Genomic DNA, 20523 nt, shown 5'->3' with positions numbered 1-20523 from the left:
TTTTTCGCGAAAACCTTTACCTTTGCACTTTGTTAATTACCGAAAAGCCATGTAATACACCACTGCATCACCGTGTTGTGTGAGGTGCTCCAGATGAGCGCCGAATGATTTTTATTTTCTTACTTTTATTTTTTTGACTACATGGCAAGACAAGAAATTTTTGACACCGCTATACAACCCGAGACTGCTATATTAGTTGGCATCATCCTGCCCCAAGACAGTGAGGAGAAGGAACAGGAGTACTTGGAGGAGTTGGCATTTTTGGTGGATACCGCTGGTGGCATTGTGAAAGAGGTATTTACACAGAAACTGCCCCATCCCGAGCGGGCTACGTTCGTAGGTTCGGGCAAGCTGGATGAAATAAAGGCATACGTAGAGGCGGAGGAAATAGATATCGTAGTTTTTGACGACGAGCTGACGCCCTCGCAGTTGCGCAACATCGAAAAGGAGTTGAAGGTGAAGATCCTCGACCGCAGCAACCTCATCCTCGATATATTCGCGCGGCGCGCCAAGACGGCGCAGGCGAAAACGCAGGTGGAACTTGCCCAACTCCAATACCTGCTGCCGAGATTAACCCGGATGTGGACGCACTTGGAGCGCCAACGCGGCGGCATCGGTATGCGTGGGCCGGGTGAAAGTCAGATCGAAAGCGACCGCCGGATGATCCTCAATAAGATTTCCTTGTTGAAAGACCGCTTGAAAGCTATCGACAAACAAGCGGAGACGCAACGCAAAAACCGGGGGCAGCTGATCCGCGTGGCCTTGGTTGGTTATACGAACGTAGGTAAATCGACCATCATGAACATGATTTCGAAATCGGACGTATTTGCGGAAAACAAGCTTTTCGCTACGCTGGATACAACGGTGCGTAAAGTGGTCATCGAAAACCTGCCGTTCCTGCTTTCCGATACCGTTGGCTTCATCCGCAAACTTCCCCATCACTTGGTGGAATGCTTCAAATCGACGCTCGACGAGGTGCGTGAGGCGGATGTGCTGCTGCATGTGGTGGATATATCGCATCCGAGCTTCGAAGACCACATCCGCGCGGTGAATGAAACACTGGAGGAGCTGGGTGCATTGGACAAGCCTGTGATTACGGTATTCAACAAGATTGATGCTTATCGTGGCGAACCCGACGAGCGCCAGGAATCGGATGCTGCAATGGAGGAAAGGGAGCGCCGCCCGGTTTCGTTGGATGATTTTAAACGTAGTTGGATGGCCCGGCATAACAGTCCGGCAGTATTCATATCGGCTACCGACAAGACCAACGTGGATGAATTCCGGAAACTACTGTATGAGACCGTGGTTGATATGCATACGAAGCGGTATCCGTACGATAATTTGCTGTATTGATGAATCGGAACGTTGTTTTCGAGGATTGGGGGCTCGTTGACTACCAAGAGGCCTGGAATAGGCAGGAGGCACTGTTTGCCAGGGTGCTAGCGCAGAAGACGAGGAATAGGGTAGAAGGGACGGCGTTGCCTACGGACAACTACCTTGTTTTTACGGAACATCCACACGTTTACACGTTGGGAAAGAGCGGTAGCCCCGAAAACTTACTGTTGGATGAACGTGGCCTGCTTGAGCGGCAGGCCACGTTTTACAAGATAAACCGTGGCGGCGATATTACCTACCACGGCCCCGGGCAAATTGTGGGCTACCCCATTTTGGACCTCGACAATTTTTTTACGGATATACACCTGTATCTCCGCACGTTGGAAGAAGCTGTGATTCTCACATTAGCCGGGTATGGGATCGAAGCGGGCCGCTATCCGGGATATACGGGCGTATGGCTGGATGCAGATAACGATCGGGCACGGAAAATATGTGCATTGGGAGTGAGGGCTAGTCGTTGGGTAACCATGCATGGCTTTGCATTTAACGTCAATGCCGATTTGGATTATTTCGGCAATATCGTACCATGTGGTATAGATGACAAGGACGTAACCTCCATGCAACGTGAATTGGGCGCATTGCAGGATATCAACGCAGTGAAGATGCGGTTGAAAAGCCACATCGCCGAGTTGTTTGGGATGAAACTTATCGTTATCGATTAGTTTGTTTCATTCGTTGGCCGATATCTACAGGGACTGGACGATTGAGCCGATCTTCGAATCCAGCCATCGGTACGGCTTGTAGGGATTGAGCGGTATGAGCTTTAGTGCTCATAGTCTTAAGCGCAAGGGATTGGATGCTCGGATCGATTAAGCTTAATGCTTTGGCCAAGAGCGGGTCGTCCAGCGAGCCGATAGGTGCCCAAGGCAGGTAATCCCACTCATCTATTTTATACTCAGGGGTAAGCCCATCAGGATAGTCACCAAATCCGTCTTTGTTGGCCAATTTAACAACTATTGGTTGGATACCCCATTCGACTTTGGGTGGGTTTCGTTCGTCGACAATGGTGATGGAACCTTCGTTCTTGCCCACTGTGGTTTCCCCTATATGGATTACATTCGCATCCTGCAGAAATGGACGAAGGTTGTTGATGACAAGCTCGCTGGCCGATGCGGAATAGTTGGTTGCAATGATGAATACCCTCGATAAGTTGAGATTAAACGCTTTGATGTCGCCAACAACCTGATTGGCAGACGCTACTTCTTCTGGATCTTTGGAAGCACCACCAAATACTTCATAGTAGGTTTCTGTATAGTCATTATAATTACTATTCCATTTATAGTGGATAAAAGGCTCGCTCTCGTTGAAGTGAGCCTGAATCAATCCAGACATGATTGCCGCGATCCAAATGCCACCACCCCCATTATATCGCAGGTCAAGAACCAGATCGCTGATATTTTCCGTTTTGAATTTATCAAAAGCAGCAAGCAGTTCATCGGGCTGATTGTTTAAGAAGCGGTTGTAAAACAAATAACCGACCTTTTTACCGCTGGGTGTGATAATTACAGAATCTAGATGAATGGCATGCTCCTGAAAATTTTGCACAGGGGTGAGCTCGATTTCGCCATCACGTACGATTTGATCATTTTCATTGATGTGAGCTAATTGGACAGTAAAGGTAGCTGAACCGTAGTACGCATCCAATACTTCATTGTAATTGTTGACCATCATCTCCCGGCCATTGATTTCGGTGATAATGTCGCCGCGTTTAATCCCAGCTTTGTCGGCAGGCGATTTTGGCAGAACATAGCGAACGGAAATAATTACATTGCCCGCTTGATTTACCTGTACTAGCCCAATGCCCAGCCCCACGGTGGTAGCGACGCCGGATAGGTTATCTTCAAGGTCTTTGGCTAATTGAATCCAGGAGAACCGATCATCACGATGTAAGATGGTTTTAAAGAAATCTTCGGGGCCTAGGCTGAAATTGAGATTACGGTCTTGTGGAATGGACGTATTCCAATAATAGACGTCGCGCATATTCTCAACCACCCATTTATTGGTTGTTTCGTTTTCGGAAGCCACTTTTGGCTCTCCTTTGTTTTCTTTTTTGCAGGCGGTGGCAAGAAAGAAAACCAATACTAGCATCAGTGTCGTGCTTGTTCGCTGTTGCCTTTTTAAAGACGTCGTGTGCATACGATTGAAGTAAAGTCAATCAAACATAGTTAAAAATCTCAAAAAACAGCGGGATTACCAATTTTGTTTTTTGGGTTATCCTGAAATGTATTGGTAGCTTTGGGTGATTTCAAACTCAATACGGCTTTCTTCCACAATACGTGACGACTTGCTGCCAATCTCATACACCCCCGTTTCTGAATAGCGGCTGGCAATCACGATTTCGGTATTGCCGCGATGTTGGTGAAACAGTTGGTATGCCAAGTCGGGATCGTTGTTGTCACGGGATAGATGCGAAAGGAACAGGTGGCTAAGCTTTGGTGCCCGGTGCATGATGAATAGTTCCAGCGCCTCAGCATTAGACAGGTGCCCGTAGCCGCCGCGGATACGGTTTTTGAGAAAAATAGGATAACGCCCCTGCATCAGCATATCCGCGTCGTAATTAGTTTCTAGAAAAACCGCATCGCACCGGCTAAAGAAATTGATTACCTGGCCGCAGACCCGGCCGATGTCAGTAAAGACACCGACGGCATGGCCATCGCCCTCGATAAGAAAACTGTGCGGGTCCGCCGCATCATGATATTTGCGGAACGAGGTAACCGCTAAGCCACCTATCGAAACTTGCTGTAAATCGCAAAGGGGATGCAATAATCGGTCGGGTATAGCCAGCTTACAGCCCCGCCGCGTGCCGTTAGTGAGAAAAACAGGTAGCTGATACTTGTTGGCCAGTACGCTGAGCCCTTTCACGTGGTCCGAATGCTCATGCGAGACGAAGATAGCCTTAACGTTTTGCATGGATAATCCCTGCTTCGCCATGCGCTTCTCGATTTGGCGGCAGGATATGCCAGCATCTACCAGCACAGCCTCGTGGCCATTGCCTACGTAATAACAATTGCCATTGCTGCCTGATGCGATTGAACTGATGAAAAGCGGCATGGTACAAAGTACGGTTAAAAAAGAAGGAAGTGCAAAAAAAAAATGTGCTGCTGCGTTGATATTACGTTCAGCACTCCGGCAAGCTGAGCGGAATGTTGACCGCCAACCCCCCATCTGCCGTCTCTTTGTATTTGACATTCATGTCCTTGGCAGTCTCCCACATGGTTTTTACCACGGCATCGAGGCTTACCTTAGCTTTATCGGGGTTGGATTGCAGTGCGAGCTGCGCTGCGGTAATGGCCTTAATGGCTCCCATGGTGTTGCGCTCAATGCAAGGTACTTGGACCAAACCGCCTATGGGGTCGCACGTGAGGCCGAGGTGATGTTCCATGGCTATTTCGGCAGCCATCAGCACCTGCCGCTGTGACCCACCTAGGCTTTCGGTAAGGGCACCGGCAGCCATGGCTGAGGAAACCCCGATTTCTGCCTGGCAACCGCCCATAGCGGCTGATATTGTAGCGCCTTTCTTGAAAATGCTGCCAATTTCGGAAGATGTAGCGATAAACCGGATAATCTTGTCTTCATGCAAACCATCATGGAACACAATGTAGTATTGCAGTACTGCGGGTATGACCCCTGCAGCGCCGTTGGTCGGTGCCGTGACCACACGGCCGAATGAAGCGTTTTCTTCGTTGACAGCTAAAGCCCAACAGCTCACCCAATCTAGTGTGTATTGAAAATGATCGCCACCAGCTCGGATGGCTGCTACCCAACTGTGGTAGTCGGTATAGGCGCGCCCCGCGATCAGTTTCTTGTTGAGTTTGTATGCCCTCCGGTCCACCTGCAACCCGCCGGGCAGCATGCCGGTGGTATGGCACCCGCGGTAGATGCAATCGCGTATTGTGGTGAATAGTTGGCGGATGCCGATGGTCGTCTCCTCTTCCGTGCGCCAAGCCTGTTCGTTTTCCAGTACCAGTTCGGAAACCTTTAATCCGGTATTCATGCACCATACCAACAGGTCGTTTGCCGTTTGTACGGGGAAAGCAAGATCCAGTTGCTCTCGTGCTCCACCATCATCGCCCTCTTGTACTACAAAACCGCCCCCGATGGAATAGTAGGTTTCGCTCACTGCCGTTCCGTCGTTGAGGAGCGCCTGGAACGTGACCGCGTTGGGATGGAAGGGGAGGCTTTCACTATAAAGAAACAGCAAGTCGTCCGTATAACGGAAGGGGATTGGGTGCGTACCACCCAATAGCAGGCGTTGTTGTTGTTTAATCTGGGCAACCTTTTTTGGCACTTCATCAACCGCGATGGTGACCGGGTCGGCACCGCTCAGCCCCAGCAATACCGCCACATCTGTGCCGTGACCAATACCGGTCTTGGCTAGTGAGCCATAGAGTAAAACCTTGATAGCTCCGGTCTTTTCGATCAAGTCATCGGCGGCGAGGCGTTGCATAAAACGTTGTGCGGCACGCCAGGGGCCGAGGGTATGCGAGCTCGAGGGGCCAATGCCAATCTTAAACATATCGAAAACCGAAATCTGCTCCTTGATTATCATAATTTGGATTAAAGACGCGGTTACAAAGATACCGCTTTATTTGGGCTTTGGCAGTATGGGTATGGATAGTGACAACTTCCTGTCACAAGCGTGTTGCATTTTTAAAAATAACCTTTATCTTTGATTGAAATACAGACAAATACCAATTGAATAACTGTTTCACTGATAACTTCAAATTTTAAAAACCATGGACAATTACGGAAATTATGATGCCGTTGGTGGTGGCTTGCTCGCGGGTATGGGGGTTGGAACTGTGATCTTCTACTTAGCGATTATTGTTTTGTATATCGCGGGTTTGTGGAAAATCTTCGAGAAAGCCGGTAAACCGGGTTGGGCAGCTATTATCCCCATTTACAACATGATTATTATTGCCGAAATTGTGGGGAAACCCATTTGGTGGGGTATTGTTGCCGCGTTGGTGCCTTGTGTCAATATCGTGTTCAGTATATGGCTAATGAATTTGCTGATGAAAAGCTTCGGTAAAGAGGTGCCACTTTGGACCATCTTGACTTTATTCTTCGGTTTTGTTACCATCCCCGTTATCGGCTTTGGCAGCGATAAGTATATCGGCCCAACGGCCGCCGAAGCTATGGGCGGAGACTCTTTCAGTAATCTGAAGCGGGACCTGGACAACTTTAAAGATTCGATTGACGACAAAAACAACCCGCAGAATCCCCCTGTATAGTTTGAACAATGCCAGCGGGTGGCTATTGGCAGTGTGCAGTCTGGAAGGTGTTTCCTCCGTGCAGAACTGGCTATTACCCTGCCCGATTAAGGTTGTGACGGGCATCGATTGCCCAGGTTGTGGTTTTCAACGCTCATTATTGGCGCTATTACAAGGCCATTGGTACGAAAGCTACCAGTACTACCCGCCCACCGTGCCGCTGCTCGTGCTTCTGCTGTATGTATTGTTGAAAAACGCATTCCGTTTTGATCGGCGGGATATCCTGATGAAAGTGCTTGCCGTAGCGTGCGGGTGGTTTGTGCTTGGCGTATACGTTATGAAGTTGTGGAATGGCTCTCACCCGTAGCTGGCCCTTCTGAAACATTTTATTTTTATCTTTACCGCGGACAATGACATTGAGATGAGTTATACCCGCGTGTGGTTCGGTTGTATTACTGGTTTTTTCTTACTACTTATTGGTTCCGCAGGGTATTGCGGTCCGACTGCTCTTGGCCATGAGCTTCCCAAACGGGAGTTTAGAGGTGCCTGGATTGCCACGGTGGTCAATATCGACTGGCCATCAGCAAGCAACTTGAGCACAGCCGCGCAGAAAGAAGAACTTATACGGCACCTAGATAACCATCAACGTGCCGGTATCAATGCTATTCTCTTGCAAATAAGACCTGCAGCAGATGCATTTTTCGCCAAAAGCAGCGAACCGTGGAGCCGTTTCCTAACCGGTAAACCGGGGCTGGCGCCCACACCGTTTTACGATCCGCTGGAATTTGCCATCGAGGAGGCCCATAAACGCGGTATGGAATTGCACGCTTGGATTAACCCTTATCGGGCCACGTTTGACTTGGTAGCCGAGAATACTACGAGTGACCATATTACGCGGCTCAAACCGGATTGGTTTTTTGTATATGGCGGAAAGAAACTCTTCAACCCCGGCATTCCCGAAGTAAGGCAATACATCGTCGGCATTGTTACCGATGTGGTGCGGAACTATGACATCGACGGTGTCCATTTTGATGATTACTTCTATCCGTATCCGGTTAGTGGTAGGCCCATCCCCGATACGGAGACGTTCAGGAAATATCCAAATGGATATAACAATATCGCCGACTGGCGTAGGAATAACGTTAACTTGCTCATCCAAATGGTTGCGGAGAGCATACATCGCGAAAAAAAATACATCAAATTTGGCATAAGCCCGTTCGGCATTTGGGACAATAAGAAGGACCACCCGGATGGTTCTGCATCATCTGGCCTCAGCGGGTACCGCCAGCTTTATGCAGATGCGTTGAAGTGGCTGGAAGAAGGCTGGGTTGATTATATTAATCCACAGATTTATTTTCCTTTTGGCCATACGGCTGCACCTTATGAGGTGCTGGCCGACTGGTGGAGCAAGCGTACGCATGGGCGTCATTTCTATATAGGTCATGCTGCCTACCGGGCTAACGAGAACGGTGCGGGCTGGCGCGATCGTAGCCAAATCCCGAATCAGGTGCGTTACGCCCGGCGGCAAGCTGGGGCTCAAGGGAGTATTTATTACAGTGCCAAGCACATTACTAATAATGTTGTAGGCCTTCGCGACTCGCTACAATATAACCTATATCGTTATAAATCGCTTCCGCCTACAATGCCTTGGCTAGATAGTATAGCGCCTCAGCCGCCTTTTGGCTTATTGGCACAGGTGGCTGAGAATGGAACTTCAGTTATTTTGCAGTGGCAGCAGGGTGCACCGGCGGCCGATGGTGAGGAACCCTATGGCTATGTGGTGTATCGCTTTAATGAGGGCGAGCCGCTGGATGTGGAAAATCCACAAAATATCCTACATATTACCTACGATCGTACACAGACCCAATATACCGATAACATGACCCGAAAAAACGGGCACTACCGTTATGTGGTCACTACCATAGACCGCTTGAAAAATGAGAGCCAGCCCTCTAATACACGGGAATTATACATCGAGTAATACACTAATTGCCGTCGCCATACCGGAAAAATGCGTTGACGGTGATAGGAAGCCGCCCAGTGGGGGTGAGCCTTTTTAGGATAACCTTTGCTGCTGCACGTTGCATAATGTCGTCATTTTGATAACAAACGAGAATAGACTTTGCCTGCTCGATACCGGGAAGTCCTGCAAGACCATAGGGATTGGCAAAGACGCAAAAGACCGCATTCTGGTGGGCTAATTCGTTTATGAAAAGCCGAACTGTGCTGTTGTAATTGTAGGTACTCCGGGGGCGGGGGCGGTTGTCATGAAGGGCTACGATGACCTGGCTGTACCGCCGCAGTTCAGTTGCTACAGCAGCGACATCATCAGCGGTAGCATTTGCAGACAATACATAATGCATGTGGTTGTCAAAACGCCATTCCAACATACGCTGGAACTCTGACAGTTCAGATAATCCTACACTGATAATTGCCGTGCGCCGGTTATAGTTAATCGATCGGATTAGGCTGTCGCCTTGGAGTAAAGTAACAGATGCATCCGCTAACCGCTGGTTAAGTGCCTCGGTTTGTGAACGGTTTATTTCATGGTATAGATTGGTGAACGCTACGGGCTGGATGTTAGCTAAACCGAGCCAATATTTCGTTGCCAATATCTTCTTCACACGGGAGTCGATATCCTGTTGTGCTATTCGCCCCTGCTTGACGGCCTTTAGTACCATATCTATGGCGCGCGCGCTATTCTGCGAGAGTTCGAGCAGGTCGTTGCCAGCAATGATGGCCCGTACGTCGGCTTCCCCATTTGGAAAGTGTTTCACAACGCCTTTCATGTCCATAGCATCCGTAAAGGTAAGCCCTTTGAACCCAAACCTGTTCTTAAGAATGTCGGTAATAATGCGTTTGGACAGCGAGGAGGGCAAGTTTGGGGTGTTGTCAAGGCTGGGGATATTCATGTGTGCTACCATGACGCCGGAGGCCCCCGCTTGGATCAATTCACGGAACGGGTACATTTCCAGTGAATCAAGGTGGCCTGCTGTGAAGTTAAGTTGCGGCAGGTCATAATGAGAGTCAACGTCGGTGTCACCGTGCCCGGGAAAATGCTTCAGCGATGTCACGATCCCTCCATCCATCATGCCCCGCATGTACGCCAGTCCCTTACTCGTTACGTTATACTTATTTTCGCCAAACGATCGGAAATTAATGACCGGATTGCGGGGATTGTTGTTGATATCAACAACCGGTGCAAAATTTACATTCATCCCGAGACGCCTGAAATCCCGGGCAATTTCGCGGCCCATCTGATAGATTAACGCCTCGTTTTGCACTGCGCCCAGTGCCATCTGATAGGGGAATGAGATGGTTGAATCAGCTAACCGCATGCCGAGCCCCCATTCACCATCGAATGCCACGAGCAGGGGTATTTTTGAAAGTTGCTGGTAACGGTTGATTACTTGGGCATGGCGGACAGGACCACCTTGGAAAAGAACGATGCCACCGAGTTGCTCCCGTTGTACAACGCCGGCCACCGAGTCGATATACCGTTGTCCCAAATTGCTGTGGGCGCGTACCATGAAAAGCTGAGCCACTTTATCCCGGGCGCTTAGCGTTCGAAAAATAGAGTCGACCCACGCGTGTTCGCTATTGATGAAGGGAATGAAAGGCTCCCGCTGCTGCGCAACGGCACCCCAACACAAAGACGCAACTAGCATGGATATGCAAACAGTTTTTTTTAGCATAATAGCTTAGTATACAATAACAATACCGATAATGCACCACCGGAATCACCTCCAATATTAAGCATATTTTTTTGCATGTTAATGCGTGTTGATGGCCAACGACGCGTTTTTATGCGTTTTTAGATTTGATTTCGTACTTGCCTTCTAGTATTTTCGCTAGTTCTGCCGATTCGCGGAGCTCACCATTAGCTTCCTTCTTCCACAATATTTCGATAATCAATAAAAGTAGTTGCGTTTCCAGTTCTGGGCTTTCGTACCCCAGTTCAGTAAAAGCACGCTTGATGGCGGGATAAACCGGCTTGATAAACAGCTCATGTTGTTGTTTTGAAAACCCGTGGTGGGACAACCGTTCCTGCATTTTCCAGAATATCGGATCCTCATTGACCAGTTCCTTTGGGAGGTTGATCATGTTCTGCAGGAAACTCTTGGCATCCCGGTAGGTCATCATGCCCCGGTGGTGTTGCAGTACTCGTCTATATCCGGACTTGATTAGATGCGACAACAAGTTGTCCTTGTTTCCAAAATGCTTGAAAATAAGTGCTTCGGATACGCCTGCTTGTTGAGCAATGATTTTAGTCGATGTATCGATATAGCCCTTTTCAGCAAACAGCAATAGGGCCTCCCTCATTATCTTCTCCTTTCTGCTCTCTGCCTTCTGTCTCATCGTAGTCCATACAAAATGAAATGCAAACTTAGATAAATTCCCTTATAATTGTAAGCAACGAACGCTTTTTGATAAAAGCGTGACGACGGCTTGTTCGAGTGCTATCCCGATGTAATATTATCTTTACATTTAAACGAACGGGCTTTTATTCTATCTTAAGCAAATAAGATACTAACACAGTTACTAACACATGCAAGATCTTTATAAGACCTTCCTATTATTTGTTTGCGTTTTCTTAGCCGTCGCGGCGGTGGCCCAGCAGCCCATTCGTGGCAGGGTGGTAGACAGTGCGGCTAACACCGGGCTTCAAGGGGCAAACCTAAGGCTGCTTACAGCCAAAGATTCGTTGGTGGACCAGCGCAGTGCTTCCGCCGATGGGAAATTCCAGATGAAACAGGTGCCGGCTGGACAATATCGACTTCAGATCAATTACCTTGGTTATCGGTCGACCGTCCTCCAAGTCAACGTCCCGGCTAAATCCGATTCGCCGCAACTCACCATTCCGTTACTCCCAGAATACCGTACTTTGGAAGAAGTGGCCGTCGTTGCTGCACCGCCCGTGGCTGTATTGAAAGGCGATACTACCGAGTTTGATGCTACGGCATTTAGTACGGAACCTTATGCCGATGCTGATGCGTTGGTGATGCAAATTCCGGGTGTGGAGATCGATGAGGAAGGGCGGGTGAAAGCACAAGGAGAGGATGTACAGCGCATCATTGTGGATGGTAAAGAGTTTTTTAGTACAGATCCGCGTATCGCGTTGAAAACCCTTCCTGCCGATATCATCGCGAAAATACAGATTATCGACGAGCAGAGTGAACAAGCACAGTTCAGCGGGTTTGATGATGGGCAGCGTCGCAAGGTAATTAATATCGTTACCCGCCCGGATCGCCGTAAAGGTTATTTCGGCAAAGCAGCGGCAGGTTATGGGGCCAATGCACGATATAATGCCGGTGGAAACATCAATAGCTTTGATGGAGACCGTAGGATTACGGTATTCGCGGTGTCCAACAATGTAAATCAATCGGATTTCTCCATGGCCGGTATCGCAGGTGGCGAACAGGAAGGTGGACGCAATAATCGGGGAAGGCAGAGTCGAAGCAATTCGGGTGGTGGACGGGGCCTTAACAATACGCACAGCGTGTCTACCAATTTCAACAACGAGTGGTTGGATGAGCGGCTTGACGTGAATGCTAACTATGCGTATAGTTCTACAAACAACGAGACCAGCAGCCTCACCAATCGGGAATATCTCATCGGCGCAAATGCCAATCAGTTTAATGTCCAGCGCCAGGAATCCGGGAGTGTGAATTACAGCCATCGGGCTAACGTGCGTATACGGTTCGACATTGATTCAAACCAGCGTATAGATTTTAGACCCAATCTGTCATTCCAGCAACACAACCGAAACACCTTTTCGGACAACAACACCGCCTTAGCAAATAATAATCCGGTGAATGCGTCGGTACGTAATAACGACAATGAAAATTCAAACTTCAATTTCAGCGGAAGTTTAGACTATCGTCTCCGATTGGGGAAACCGGGTAGAACGGTCTCGCTCAGTGCCAACGGATCGGCCAACAGTGATAAAGGGTTGGCCCGTACCCATTCACTCAATGAGTTTTTTGAAGAGCAGACAATAAACCGTACAGACACAGTAAGCAACCGGAGTTTCGCTGATGGGTATGGGAATGGCATAACGGGTAGGTTGGCTTATACCGAGCCGTTAGGACAGCATAGCCGGGTGCAGGCTAATTATAGCATACGCAACACCGCAAGCTATTCCAACAGAGAAACGTTTGAGTTTTTGGCGGAAACCGGTCAGCTAGGGGAACTCGATCGCCAGCTGTCTAACGAGTTCAGAAACGACTATACCTACCACAGTGGCGGGCTTTCTGTCCAAGTAGCCAAGCGTGATTCGTTCCGCGTCGCGGTGGGTATAGATTTCCAGGATGCCCGTATCCGCAACGACCGTACATTTCCGGATAAGGTCGAAACAGGAAGCCATTTTGCTAGCTATTTGCCCAATGCCGAGCTTTCCTATAATTTTTCACGTGATAAAAAAATTGATATCAACTATCGGGCGGCGACAAATGCACCCTCCATCAATCAACTTCAGGACGTAATCAACAACCAGAATCCGCTAAATATACGTACTGGCAACGCGGATTTGAAACAGGAATATGGCCACAGTTTAGGCTTGCGGTTTAACAGCGTGGAGCGTGAGACCGGTAGTAATTTCTCCGCAAGTGTTAATGCCAACTTTACCAACAACCGTATTGTCAACTCCACGTTTATTGCCACTGCAGATACCCTGATTGCGCCCGACGTGTTGCTTGGTGCGGGCGGACAATTCAGCCGGCCGGAGAATGTTAGCGGCTACTACAGCATTCGGGGCGATGCAACTTATGGGACACCGATCAAGCCGTGGAAAATCAATATCAATCTGCGCAGTGCTGTTTACCATAACCATGATATAGGCCTAACAAACGAAGCGGAAACGTATTCTAATTCTTACGGTGTTAACCAACGGGTAGGGATAAACAGTCGCTTCGGTTCTCACTTAGTGGTGGGATTGAGCTACACGGGCAACTATAGCGTGGTACGTAACAACACCAATAGCGAATTGAGTTATAACTCGTATAATCAAATCATACGCAATGACGTGGCCTATACCTTTTGGAAGGGGATACGTATAGCGTCTTCACTGTATTACAATTATAACCAAGGGTTGTCTGACGGGTATAATCAGCAATTTATTCTGTGGAATGCATCACTAGGGAAAAAGCTCATGCAACGGCAGGAAGCTGAAATTACCCTTTCTGCCTTCGATTTGCTCAACCGTAATACGAATGTAAACCGGAGCATCAACGAACGGTATATCCAAGATTCTCAAAACAATGCACTTCAACGTTATTTCTTGTTGAGCTTTACTTATAACCTACGCCACTTTGGCGGGGGTGGGGCCGGGGGAGGAATGAGAGGTGGCGGCCGGCGTTTCGGTGATTAACCGATAACGATCTGGCCTCCTTGTTTAATAAATGCTTCCTGCTTTTCAGCATAGGCTAAAGCATCAATCGGCCGCACGGCATCTCCGAGAATGCAGGCTTCAAAACCCAGTTGCAGTGCATCCATTGCCGTGAAGTACACACAATAGTCAGCAGCGAGGCCACATACCGATACGGCGGTAACGTCACGGTCTCGCAGATACCCTGCTAAACCTGTTCGTTTACGTTTTCCATTATCAAAGAAGCCACTATAGCTATCGATGGTGGGATTGGTACCCTTGCGGAATACAGCCTCGATATGTTTGGTATCTAGTTGATTGCTTAGCCTAGCTCCCTCGGTACCCCGTATACAATGGTCAGGCCATAACACTTGGTCCAACCCATTTAGATCGATGGTTGCAAACGGTTTATGGTCCGGGTGGGAGGACGCAAAGCTATGGTGGCCTGCCGGATGCCAGTCCTGCGTAGCCACCACTAGCTCATAATCTCCCTGAATATGGTTGATAACGGGGATAACAGCATCGCCATCAGCTACCGCTAAGGCACCCCCGGGGAGGAAGTCATATTGGATATCGACAATAATCAGTGCATGCATGATAATAATTGTTTGCCTTGCAGCAAACTTACCTAATAAGGTGTTAAAGTGAAAATTGTAGACCTAAGATTCCACCGATATAAAAGCCGTTGGATAAATCATCTCCGTTCGATTGCCATAAGTACCGGCCATTTCGGATATCGATTTGGTCGTTGTCGAAAAGGAGATGGTTAAACGTGGGGCCGGCAATTAATTCGACGTAAGGTGTAATGTGCCAGCCACCGAGTGCACGGAGGCTTTGTTTTCCGTATACGCCATCTTCAAAGTTTGTCATGGCAGCACTAACCAGCTCGGTGCTCATACGAAATGCCTTGGTAGCGATGAGGTGTGCGCCTATACCTCCCTCCAACTGATAGCGGGCCTCATGGTGCTTAAATTGGTAGCCCAAGCCGATAATGCCGTATAATACATTCCCACCGCTACGAAATGCCAGGATGGAACCTCCCGCCTCATCCACCGTAATACCCAATGATAGCTCGCCGTCTTGAATGATATTAAGCAATCCGATCGGATAATCACTTTGTTCGGCAATATTGATAAGGCCGGCCACTTGAACCCCTTTAACGCGCTTGGCGATGTTAATTAGTCCGGCCACCTGCGTGTGTGCATCGCCCGACTTGTTGATTAGCCCCGCAGCCTGGAACCCTGCGGATTGCGCCGTGATGTTAGTTAACCCGGCAAGCTGGATTCCACGGGCATCCTGTTTGACCTGGTTTAGCACACCAGCTGCCAGCACACCAGCCGAGTTGCCACCAACACGGTTGTATACACCAGAAATCATCGTTCCATAGGCAGTTCCTTTTACCACTCCCGCTACGCCGGCTAGGAGAAAGTTGTTTTCTTGTTGTGAAATACCTGAAATCAGATGCAGCGATAGGTTGTTCGTGTCTGCCGGTGCGGTTTTACCGTTGGTGCTGAGTGGATAAATGAGACCCACGTGTGCTTGGTTGGTTTTTCCTTCTTGGGCCGTCGCGGTATTGCCACAGGCTATTATCAGCGCTATGCAGACCGCTGTCTGGTACATCTTTTTGGTAGTCGTTTTTTTGTCCATTAGCTATGTTTTGAGCATAAGACAACGGCGCTGGCGGATACCCCTACTCTTCGGCCGCATTAAAACGAAAAAAGCACCCGCTTGTTTACGGGTGCTTCTATGTATCATACGTGGATGGGAATTGCGGTTACAATAGTCCTTTTTCAACCAACTTTTCGGCAATCTGGACAGTATTCGTTGCCGCACCTTTACGCAGGTTATCGGCAACTACCCACAGGTTGAGGGTTTTGGGCTGGCTTTCATCCCTGCGGATGCGCCCCACAAATACCTCGTCTTTACCGTGGGCATCTTTAGGCATGGGATATTCTTGGTTGGCAGGATTATCCACCACGACAACACCGGGCTGCTTCGCTAATAATGCCCGTACTTCATCCAAGTCGAATTCATTGGCGAACTCGATATTCACAGATTCCGAGTGTCCCCCCATAACGGGAATACGCACGGTTGTTGCAGTAACCCGGATGCTGTCATCACCGATGATCTTGTTGGTCTCCTTGATCATTTTCATCTCTTCCTTGGTGTATCCGTTATCTTGAAATACATCGATCTGTGGGATAACATTCAGGTCGATTTGGTAAGGATATGCTTTCTCACCGACGACGCCTGCACGTTCGTCGTTGAGTTGCTGCACCGCTTTTACACCGGTTCCCGTGACGGATTGGTAAGTTGAGACGACCACCCTTTTGATAACGTATTGTTCATGCAATGGTTTCAGCACGACCACCATTTGTATTGTCGAGCAATTTGGGTTGGCAATGATCTTGTCTTCTGCAGTTAATACTTCGCCGTTTACTTCTGGCACCACCAGTTTTTTTGTTGGGTCCATTCGCCATGCAGATGAATTGTCAATAACGGTGATGCCGGCCTCTGCAAATTTCGGAGCATAGGTCAACGATGTATCTCCCCCTGCCGAAAAAAGTGCCACATCAGGTTTAAGGGCAATAGCTTCGTCGGGTGTAACCACCTTATACTGTTTTCCCTTGAATTGTATTTCCTTACCCTTGCTACGTTCCGAAGCAACGGGAATCAATTCTGTTACGGGAAAATTGCGCGCTGCTAACACCGTTAACATCTCCGAACCCACAAGTCCAGTTGCGCCGACTACTGCCACTTTCATTTTTTTGTCTTGTTGATTTTGTGAATTAATTTATACTGTTTAACTTTATTTTCTTGAAGAAGCCAAACATACGAAATTTGGCTTAATTTGAGTGTAACGAATATTAAAAACCTGTTGACCAAAAGGCTGTTTGTCAGTCTAGGAACCGATGAGAAGTAATTCAGTCCTTTTACGGGTGGTAGCGGCGCTCTTCCCTTTGTTTCTTCATGGTAATACGTGGCGTCTTGAAGGCGTAGTTTTGCCGGAACGGACAGTGGTGCCGGACGACACTATAGGAGCGATATTCTATGATGATTTCAGCAGGGGATATCCAAGGCAATGGCTTGGCGATACCGCCTCTTTCGAGGTGGTAAACGGGTTGCTTGGCCTAGTAGAATCCACGCGGCCACCGGTATCCATCGCTATCCCATCCACACAGCTACAAGATATGGTATGGGAGATGGGAGTCACCGCTTCGGGTGGTTTTTCGCCTTCCAATTACATCAGGTTGTACCTTGCTGCGACTACACCCTTGCTCCAAGAGCCCCAATGGGGATACTATTTGCAAATTGATGGAAGCGAGGCGGATCATGTGTACCGACTTTGGCGGCAAAACGGCGTAACGCGTACCGCTGTTTTCGAGAGTGGCCCCATGTCCAGTCCGGCAACTACCTTCCATGCACGTGTTCGGGTAACCCATACCCTCGACGGATATTGGCAAGTGGCAGTGGATGAATATGGCAACGGTACTTTTGAGGTGCTCGCTAATAAATCAAATGAAACATCCGTCGAGGATAAAACGTATCAATTCGGTGGTTACAGTGGGTACGCTGTCAGCTTTTCGCCAGCCAGGTGGCGCGATTTCAAACTCGATTATTTACTTATCAGAAGATTGGATTCATCTGCAGGTCCGGATGGCACGAACTCGCCGGGTGTCGGGGATGTTTTAATCAATGAAGTATTGTCTAACCCAAAGCCGGGAGGGGTTGACTTTTTAGAGATTTATAATTATTCGGCCAAGACCATCGACCTTTCGGGGATCAGCATAGCACGCGTCACTACCAACGGCACTGTAGGAAGCCCGAAAGTGATCAGCGATCACCCACTGTTTATCTATCCAAATGAATACAAAGTTTTAACACGTCGGCCGAACGTGGTACAGCAGCATTATCCGGGTGCGGTTTTAGCGACATTCATCAAAATGGAATCCCTGCCAGACTTCAACAATGGGACCGGAGGCGTGGTAATCTACGGTCAGCAAGGGATGATTGACAGCCTCTTTTATGTTCCTACGATGCAGTCACCGTTTATGGTCAGCAATCAGGGTGTTTCACTAGAACGCCAGCATTTTGCGGTACCAACCCACGCTCCCGGCAACTTTCATTCGGCAGCGGTTATCACGGGTGGCGCTACTCCAGGGTACCAGAATTCGCATTATGCCGGCGAGGTGGCAAGAGACTATGTTTTTTTGACGTCTAAGACCTTTTCGCCAGATAGCGATGGCTTTGAGGATAGGTTGGCGATCAATTATCGTTTGCCTGAAGGCGCGTTTATGGCAAATGTCGATATTTATACGGACCAAGGCCGGCTAGTCAAACGGTTGGTACGCAACCAGAGTATGGCGACCGAAGGAACGGTCTTTTGGGATGGTTTATCCGATGCGAACGCCCGGCTTCCCATTGGGATGTACATTGCCGTAGTAGAAATTTATAACGCGGATGGCATACGAAAAGTATACCGTAAAGGCTTCGTATTGGCGGGTAGACTGTGATGGCGATTGAAAATTTGCTAAGTTTGCATTCGAGACGGGCGGACAATTATTATCGGGGCGGATGGCCGGGCCGAATCATGATTCAGGTCGTAAAGAAAAATAGATATCAATAGACGATGGGAAGAGCTTTTGAATTCAGGAAGGAAAGAAAATTTAAACGCTGGGCCAAGATGGCTGTTCAGTTTACCCGCTTGGGGAAAGAAATTGCTATGGCCGTTAAGGAGGGCGGGCCAAACCCCGAGAGCAATTCACGCCTGCGCACGGCTATCCAGAATGGAAAGGCTGTAAACATGCCGAAGGATCGTATTGAAGCGGCTATCAAAAGAGCGTCAGATAAGGACGCTAAAGGGTATGAAGAACACGTGTATGAAGGTTATGGGCCGCACGGAGTGCCCATTCTCATCGAAACAGCCACGGACAATACCAACCGAACTGTCGCCAATATCCGCAGTTATTTCAGTAAAGCGGGGGGGGCACTGGGTAAGACAGGCTCGCTTGATTTTATTTTTCAGCGCAAGTCGGTTTTTAGGTTTACCGTGGCAGACGACGTAGATTTGGAGGAGCTGGAATTCAGGCTTATCGACGGCGGTCTGGAAGAACTTTATGTGGAAGCCGACGAGGAAGGGAACGATGTGGTTGTAGCCCAGACGTCGTTCGAGGATTTTGGTAACATGCAGCGGCTATTGGAAGAAAGCGGAATCGAAGTGAAAAGTGCTAAGCTCGAAAGAATTGCGTTGTCGCATACGGAGGTCTCTGAAGATGATGCCGCGGAAGTGCTTAAACTCGTTGACAAAATCGAGGAGGACGATGATGTTCAAGCGGTGTACCACAACATGAGCTAATGACGTTTGAGGAATTTTTCACGAAGAAGAGAATTGATTTGACACGGTTGCGGCATGCCAAACCGGATCTTTTTGAAGAGTTTCGTGACCATTACGCCCAAATGAGCGAAAAGAGTTTTGATCACACGAAGAAATATTGGTTTAACCGACTTCGTAAAGATTTTTTGCTTGAGGTTGCCGAAACACCAAAAACCGTTGCCGAAAAAACAGACACGGTTAACGTAACGGGAACCCCGATACCTGACACGGTAACGAAGCCTGCTGGATTATCTTCGACGAGTCCTTCAGGGTTTAAGCCCCGATTTAAATCCAACGTAGTGAAGTCTTCTACTGCTGACACACCGGAAGGCCTGCAGGACGATGCCGTAAAACCGGAAAAGACAGCGATGGATGGTACGCGTCCGGTGGGATTTAAGCCGCGCTTCAAGGCGAGTAGCCCAGCTATTGCTTCAAAAAAGGTGGAAAATCTCACTCAAGATATTAAGCCGGCCGAACCGCCAAGTAATGCGCCCACCACCGATAAAAAGCCTGCTGGATTATCTTCCACTAGCTCTCCGGGGTTTAAGCCTCGATTTAAGCCGGGGTTAACTGGTGCCAAGATAGAGAAAGCCTCTGAGTTGCCGCAGTCGGACCATGATAGTGATAAGCAGCCTGCCCAGTCTGTGGCACAGGCGAAACCATTAGGTTTCAAACCCCGCTTTAAGGCAGGCGTAACTCCGGTAAAGCAATCGGACGGTGATGAAGAACCTAAACAGGAGACATCCGAACCAAAATCCGAACCGCCTAAGGAAACAACACCTGAGCCGCTAGGCTTCAAACCCCGTTTTAAGGCAGGAAAGACGGCCAACAAAAAGGATGATGATACTTAAATACGGAATCTTTCTGTTTGAATTCGCATAAGTTATCGGCAGCCAATAAATTGCTTTTCCTAAAGTTGTTATTGTTCGTTGACGGGGGACTGTGAATACCTATCGGGTATATTTAATATGATTTCGAATGACTTCTATCTTTCCATTGGTGTTTAGGTATTGGTCAAAAAAAAAGCCCCTGTGGACTGTTGTCCCGGGGGCTTTTGAAGGGTTTTGGCGCCGACCTACTCTCACGCCTTTTACGGCAATACCATCGGCTCTGGCGGGCTTAACTGCTCTGTTCGGTAAGGGAAGAGGTGATCACCGCCGATATAGGCACCAGGA

17 protein-coding genes and 1 rRNA gene are annotated in these 20523 nt (G+C 48.6%); 9 read left to right on the top strand and 9 right to left on the bottom strand.

The genetic code is table 11. From position 1 onward, the window contains the following. Positions 1-141 precede the first annotated feature (141 nt). A complete protein-coding gene (gene hflX / locus VNQ80_RS03530) occupies positions 142-1353 on the top strand; it encodes a GTPase HflX (protein WP_325636069.1) in 1212 nt (403 codons plus the stop codon). Continuing rightward, positions 1353-2057, top strand: a complete 705-nt coding sequence (gene lipB, locus VNQ80_RS03525) for a lipoyl(octanoyl) transferase LipB (RefSeq protein WP_325636068.1) — start codon at positions 1353-1355, stop codon at positions 2055-2057. Before hflX ends, lipB begins: the two co-directional genes overlap by 1 nt. Here lipB and VNQ80_RS03520 read toward each other — a convergent pair. The 3 genes from VNQ80_RS03520 to VNQ80_RS03510 all read right to left on the bottom strand — a co-directional run bounded on the left by VNQ80_RS03520 (position 2047) and on the right by VNQ80_RS03510 (position 5941). Further along, the gene (locus tag VNQ80_RS03520; RefSeq protein WP_325636067.1) at positions 2047-3483 is read right to left on the bottom strand and encodes a S41 family peptidase; all 1437 of its coding nucleotides are present in this window, start codon (positions 3481-3483) and stop codon (positions 2047-2049) included. The genes lipB and VNQ80_RS03520 overlap by 11 nt on opposite strands. A 123-nt stretch (positions 3484-3606) precedes the next feature. Beyond that, on the bottom strand, positions 3607-4446 hold the full coding sequence (locus VNQ80_RS03515; protein ID WP_325636066.1) for an MBL fold metallo-hydrolase: 840 nt from the start codon (positions 4444-4446) through the stop codon (positions 3607-3609). A 67-nt stretch (positions 4447-4513) separates the two neighbouring features. Then, positions 4514-5941, bottom strand: coding sequence for an L-serine ammonia-lyase (locus tag VNQ80_RS03510; RefSeq protein ID WP_325636102.1), 1428 nt, complete (start codon positions 5939-5941; stop codon positions 4514-4516). Between the two features lie 190 nt (positions 5942-6131). Here VNQ80_RS03510 and VNQ80_RS03505 point away from each other — a divergent pair, with 190 nt between their 5' ends. The 3 genes from VNQ80_RS03505 to VNQ80_RS03495 are packed head-to-tail and all read left to right on the top strand — an operon-like array spanning position 6132 to position 8589. Further along, positions 6132-6629 carry a DUF5684 domain-containing protein gene (locus tag VNQ80_RS03505; RefSeq protein WP_325636065.1) on the top strand — a complete coding sequence of 166 codons (498 nt, stop codon included), beginning with the start codon at positions 6132-6134 and terminating at the stop codon, positions 6627-6629. Next, positions 6592-6975 carry a DUF2752 domain-containing protein gene (locus VNQ80_RS03500; protein ID WP_325636064.1) on the top strand — a complete coding sequence of 128 codons (384 nt, stop codon included), beginning with the start codon at positions 6592-6594 and terminating at the stop codon, positions 6973-6975. Before VNQ80_RS03505 ends, VNQ80_RS03500 begins: the two co-directional genes overlap by 38 nt. Positions 6976-7029: 54 nt before the next feature. Further along, a complete protein-coding gene (locus VNQ80_RS03495; protein WP_325636063.1) occupies positions 7030-8589 on the top strand; it encodes a glycoside hydrolase family 10 protein in 1560 nt (519 codons plus the stop codon). Between the two features lie 4 nt (positions 8590-8593). On the opposite strand, the gene VNQ80_RS03490 is transcribed toward VNQ80_RS03495, so the two are convergent. Both VNQ80_RS03490 and VNQ80_RS03485 read right to left on the bottom strand, forming a co-directional pair. Then, positions 8594-10276: a glycoside hydrolase family 3 protein gene (locus tag VNQ80_RS03490; protein WP_325636062.1), complete on the bottom strand. Its 1683-nt coding sequence runs from the start codon at positions 10274-10276 to the stop codon at positions 8594-8596. Between the two features lie 136 nt (positions 10277-10412). Beyond that, positions 10413-10967 carry a TetR/AcrR family transcriptional regulator gene (locus VNQ80_RS03485; RefSeq protein WP_325636061.1) on the bottom strand — a complete coding sequence of 185 codons (555 nt, stop codon included), beginning with the start codon at positions 10965-10967 and terminating at the stop codon, positions 10413-10415. A gap of 190 nt (positions 10968-11157) precedes the next feature. On the opposite strand from VNQ80_RS03485, the gene VNQ80_RS03480 reads away from it, so the two are divergent. Next, the gene (locus tag VNQ80_RS03480) at positions 11158-13977 is read left to right on the top strand and encodes an outer membrane beta-barrel protein (protein WP_325636060.1); all 2820 of its coding nucleotides are present in this window, start codon (positions 11158-11160) and stop codon (positions 13975-13977) included. On the opposite strand, the gene pncA is transcribed toward VNQ80_RS03480, so the two are convergent. From pncA to VNQ80_RS03465, 3 genes are all read right to left on the bottom strand, one after another. Beyond that, positions 13974-14570: a bifunctional nicotinamidase/pyrazinamidase gene (gene pncA / locus VNQ80_RS03475; RefSeq protein ID WP_325636059.1), complete on the bottom strand. Its 597-nt coding sequence runs from the start codon at positions 14568-14570 to the stop codon at positions 13974-13976. The two genes, VNQ80_RS03480 and pncA, sit on opposite strands and share 4 nt — an antisense overlap. Before the next feature lie 43 nt (positions 14571-14613). Continuing rightward, on the bottom strand, positions 14614-15621 hold the full coding sequence (locus VNQ80_RS03470) for a hypothetical protein (RefSeq protein WP_325636058.1): 1008 nt from the start codon (positions 15619-15621) through the stop codon (positions 14614-14616). Positions 15622-15748: 127 nt separating this feature from the next. After that, entirely contained in the window at positions 15749-16738 is a 990-nt protein-coding gene (locus VNQ80_RS03465; RefSeq protein WP_325636057.1) for an aspartate-semialdehyde dehydrogenase, read from the bottom strand. Positions 16739-16886: 148 nt separating this feature from the next. Between VNQ80_RS03465 and VNQ80_RS03460 the strand changes: the two genes are divergently transcribed. From VNQ80_RS03460 to VNQ80_RS03450, 3 genes are all read left to right on the top strand, one after another. After that, entirely contained in the window at positions 16887-18488 is a 1602-nt protein-coding gene (locus tag VNQ80_RS03460) for a lamin tail domain-containing protein (protein ID WP_325636056.1), read from the top strand. Positions 18489-18604: 116 nt separating this feature from the next. Then, positions 18605-19330 carry a YebC/PmpR family DNA-binding transcriptional regulator gene (locus tag VNQ80_RS03455; protein WP_325636055.1) on the top strand — a complete coding sequence of 242 codons (726 nt, stop codon included), beginning with the start codon at positions 18605-18607 and terminating at the stop codon, positions 19328-19330. Continuing rightward, complete coding sequence (locus VNQ80_RS03450) at positions 19330-20199, top strand: hypothetical protein (RefSeq protein WP_325636054.1); 870 nt, start codon at positions 19330-19332, stop codon at positions 20197-20199. Before VNQ80_RS03455 ends, VNQ80_RS03450 begins: the two co-directional genes overlap by 1 nt. Positions 20200-20410: 211 nt before the next feature. Here the strand turns inward: VNQ80_RS03450 and rrf are convergent. Continuing rightward, positions 20411-20522: ribosomal RNA gene (gene rrf, locus VNQ80_RS03445) — 5S ribosomal RNA — on the bottom strand. Position 20523: the final 1 nt, after the last annotated feature.

The sequence above is a fragment of the Parapedobacter sp. genome, assembly GCF_035556095.1.
GTDB lineage: Bacteria > Bacteroidota > Bacteroidia > Sphingobacteriales > Sphingobacteriaceae > Parapedobacter.
The sequence above is the reverse complement of the archived record's forward strand: the minus strand, read 5'-3'. Positions and strand labels throughout refer to the sequence as shown.

Bases quoted from the DNA above. Each gene is read 5' to 3' on its own strand.
- VNQ80_RS03520 (WP_325636067.1), bottom strand. From the start codon at position 3,483: ATGCTAGTATTGGTTTTCTTTCTTGCCACCGCCTGCAAAAAAGAAAAC.
- VNQ80_RS03470 (WP_325636058.1), bottom strand. From the start codon at position 15,621: ATGGACAAAAAAACGACTACCAAAAAGATGTACCAGACAGCGGTCTGC.
- hflX (WP_325636069.1), top strand. From the start codon at position 142: ATGGCAAGACAAGAAATTTTTGACACCGCTATACAACCCGAGACTGCT.
- VNQ80_RS03495 (WP_325636063.1), top strand. From the start codon at position 7,030: ATGAGTTATACCCGCGTGTGGTTCGGTTGTATTACTGGTTTTTTCTTA.
- pncA (WP_325636059.1), bottom strand. From the start codon at position 14,570: ATGCATGCACTGATTATTGTCGATATCCAATATGACTTCCTCCCCGGG.
- VNQ80_RS03515 (WP_325636066.1), bottom strand. From the start codon at position 4,446: ATGCCGCTTTTCATCAGTTCAATCGCATCAGGCAGCAATGGCAATTGT.
- VNQ80_RS03465 (WP_325636057.1), bottom strand. From the start codon at position 16,738: ATGAAAGTGGCAGTAGTCGGCGCAACTGGACTTGTGGGTTCGGAGATG.
- VNQ80_RS03480 (WP_325636060.1), top strand. From the start codon at position 11,158: ATGCAAGATCTTTATAAGACCTTCCTATTATTTGTTTGCGTTTTCTTA.
- VNQ80_RS03460 (WP_325636056.1), top strand. From the start codon at position 16,887: ATGAGAAGTAATTCAGTCCTTTTACGGGTGGTAGCGGCGCTCTTCCCT.
- lipB (WP_325636068.1), top strand. From the start codon at position 1,353: ATGAATCGGAACGTTGTTTTCGAGGATTGGGGGCTCGTTGACTACCAA.
- VNQ80_RS03490 (WP_325636062.1), bottom strand. From the start codon at position 10,276: ATGCTAGTTGCGTCTTTGTGTTGGGGTGCCGTTGCGCAGCAGCGGGAG.
- VNQ80_RS03455 (WP_325636055.1), top strand. From the start codon at position 18,605: ATGGGAAGAGCTTTTGAATTCAGGAAGGAAAGAAAATTTAAACGCTGG.
- VNQ80_RS03505 (WP_325636065.1), top strand. From the start codon at position 6,132: ATGGACAATTACGGAAATTATGATGCCGTTGGTGGTGGCTTGCTCGCG.
- VNQ80_RS03450 (WP_325636054.1), top strand. From the start codon at position 19,330: ATGACGTTTGAGGAATTTTTCACGAAGAAGAGAATTGATTTGACACGG.
- VNQ80_RS03485 (WP_325636061.1), bottom strand. From the start codon at position 10,967: ATGAGACAGAAGGCAGAGAGCAGAAAGGAGAAGATAATGAGGGAGGCC.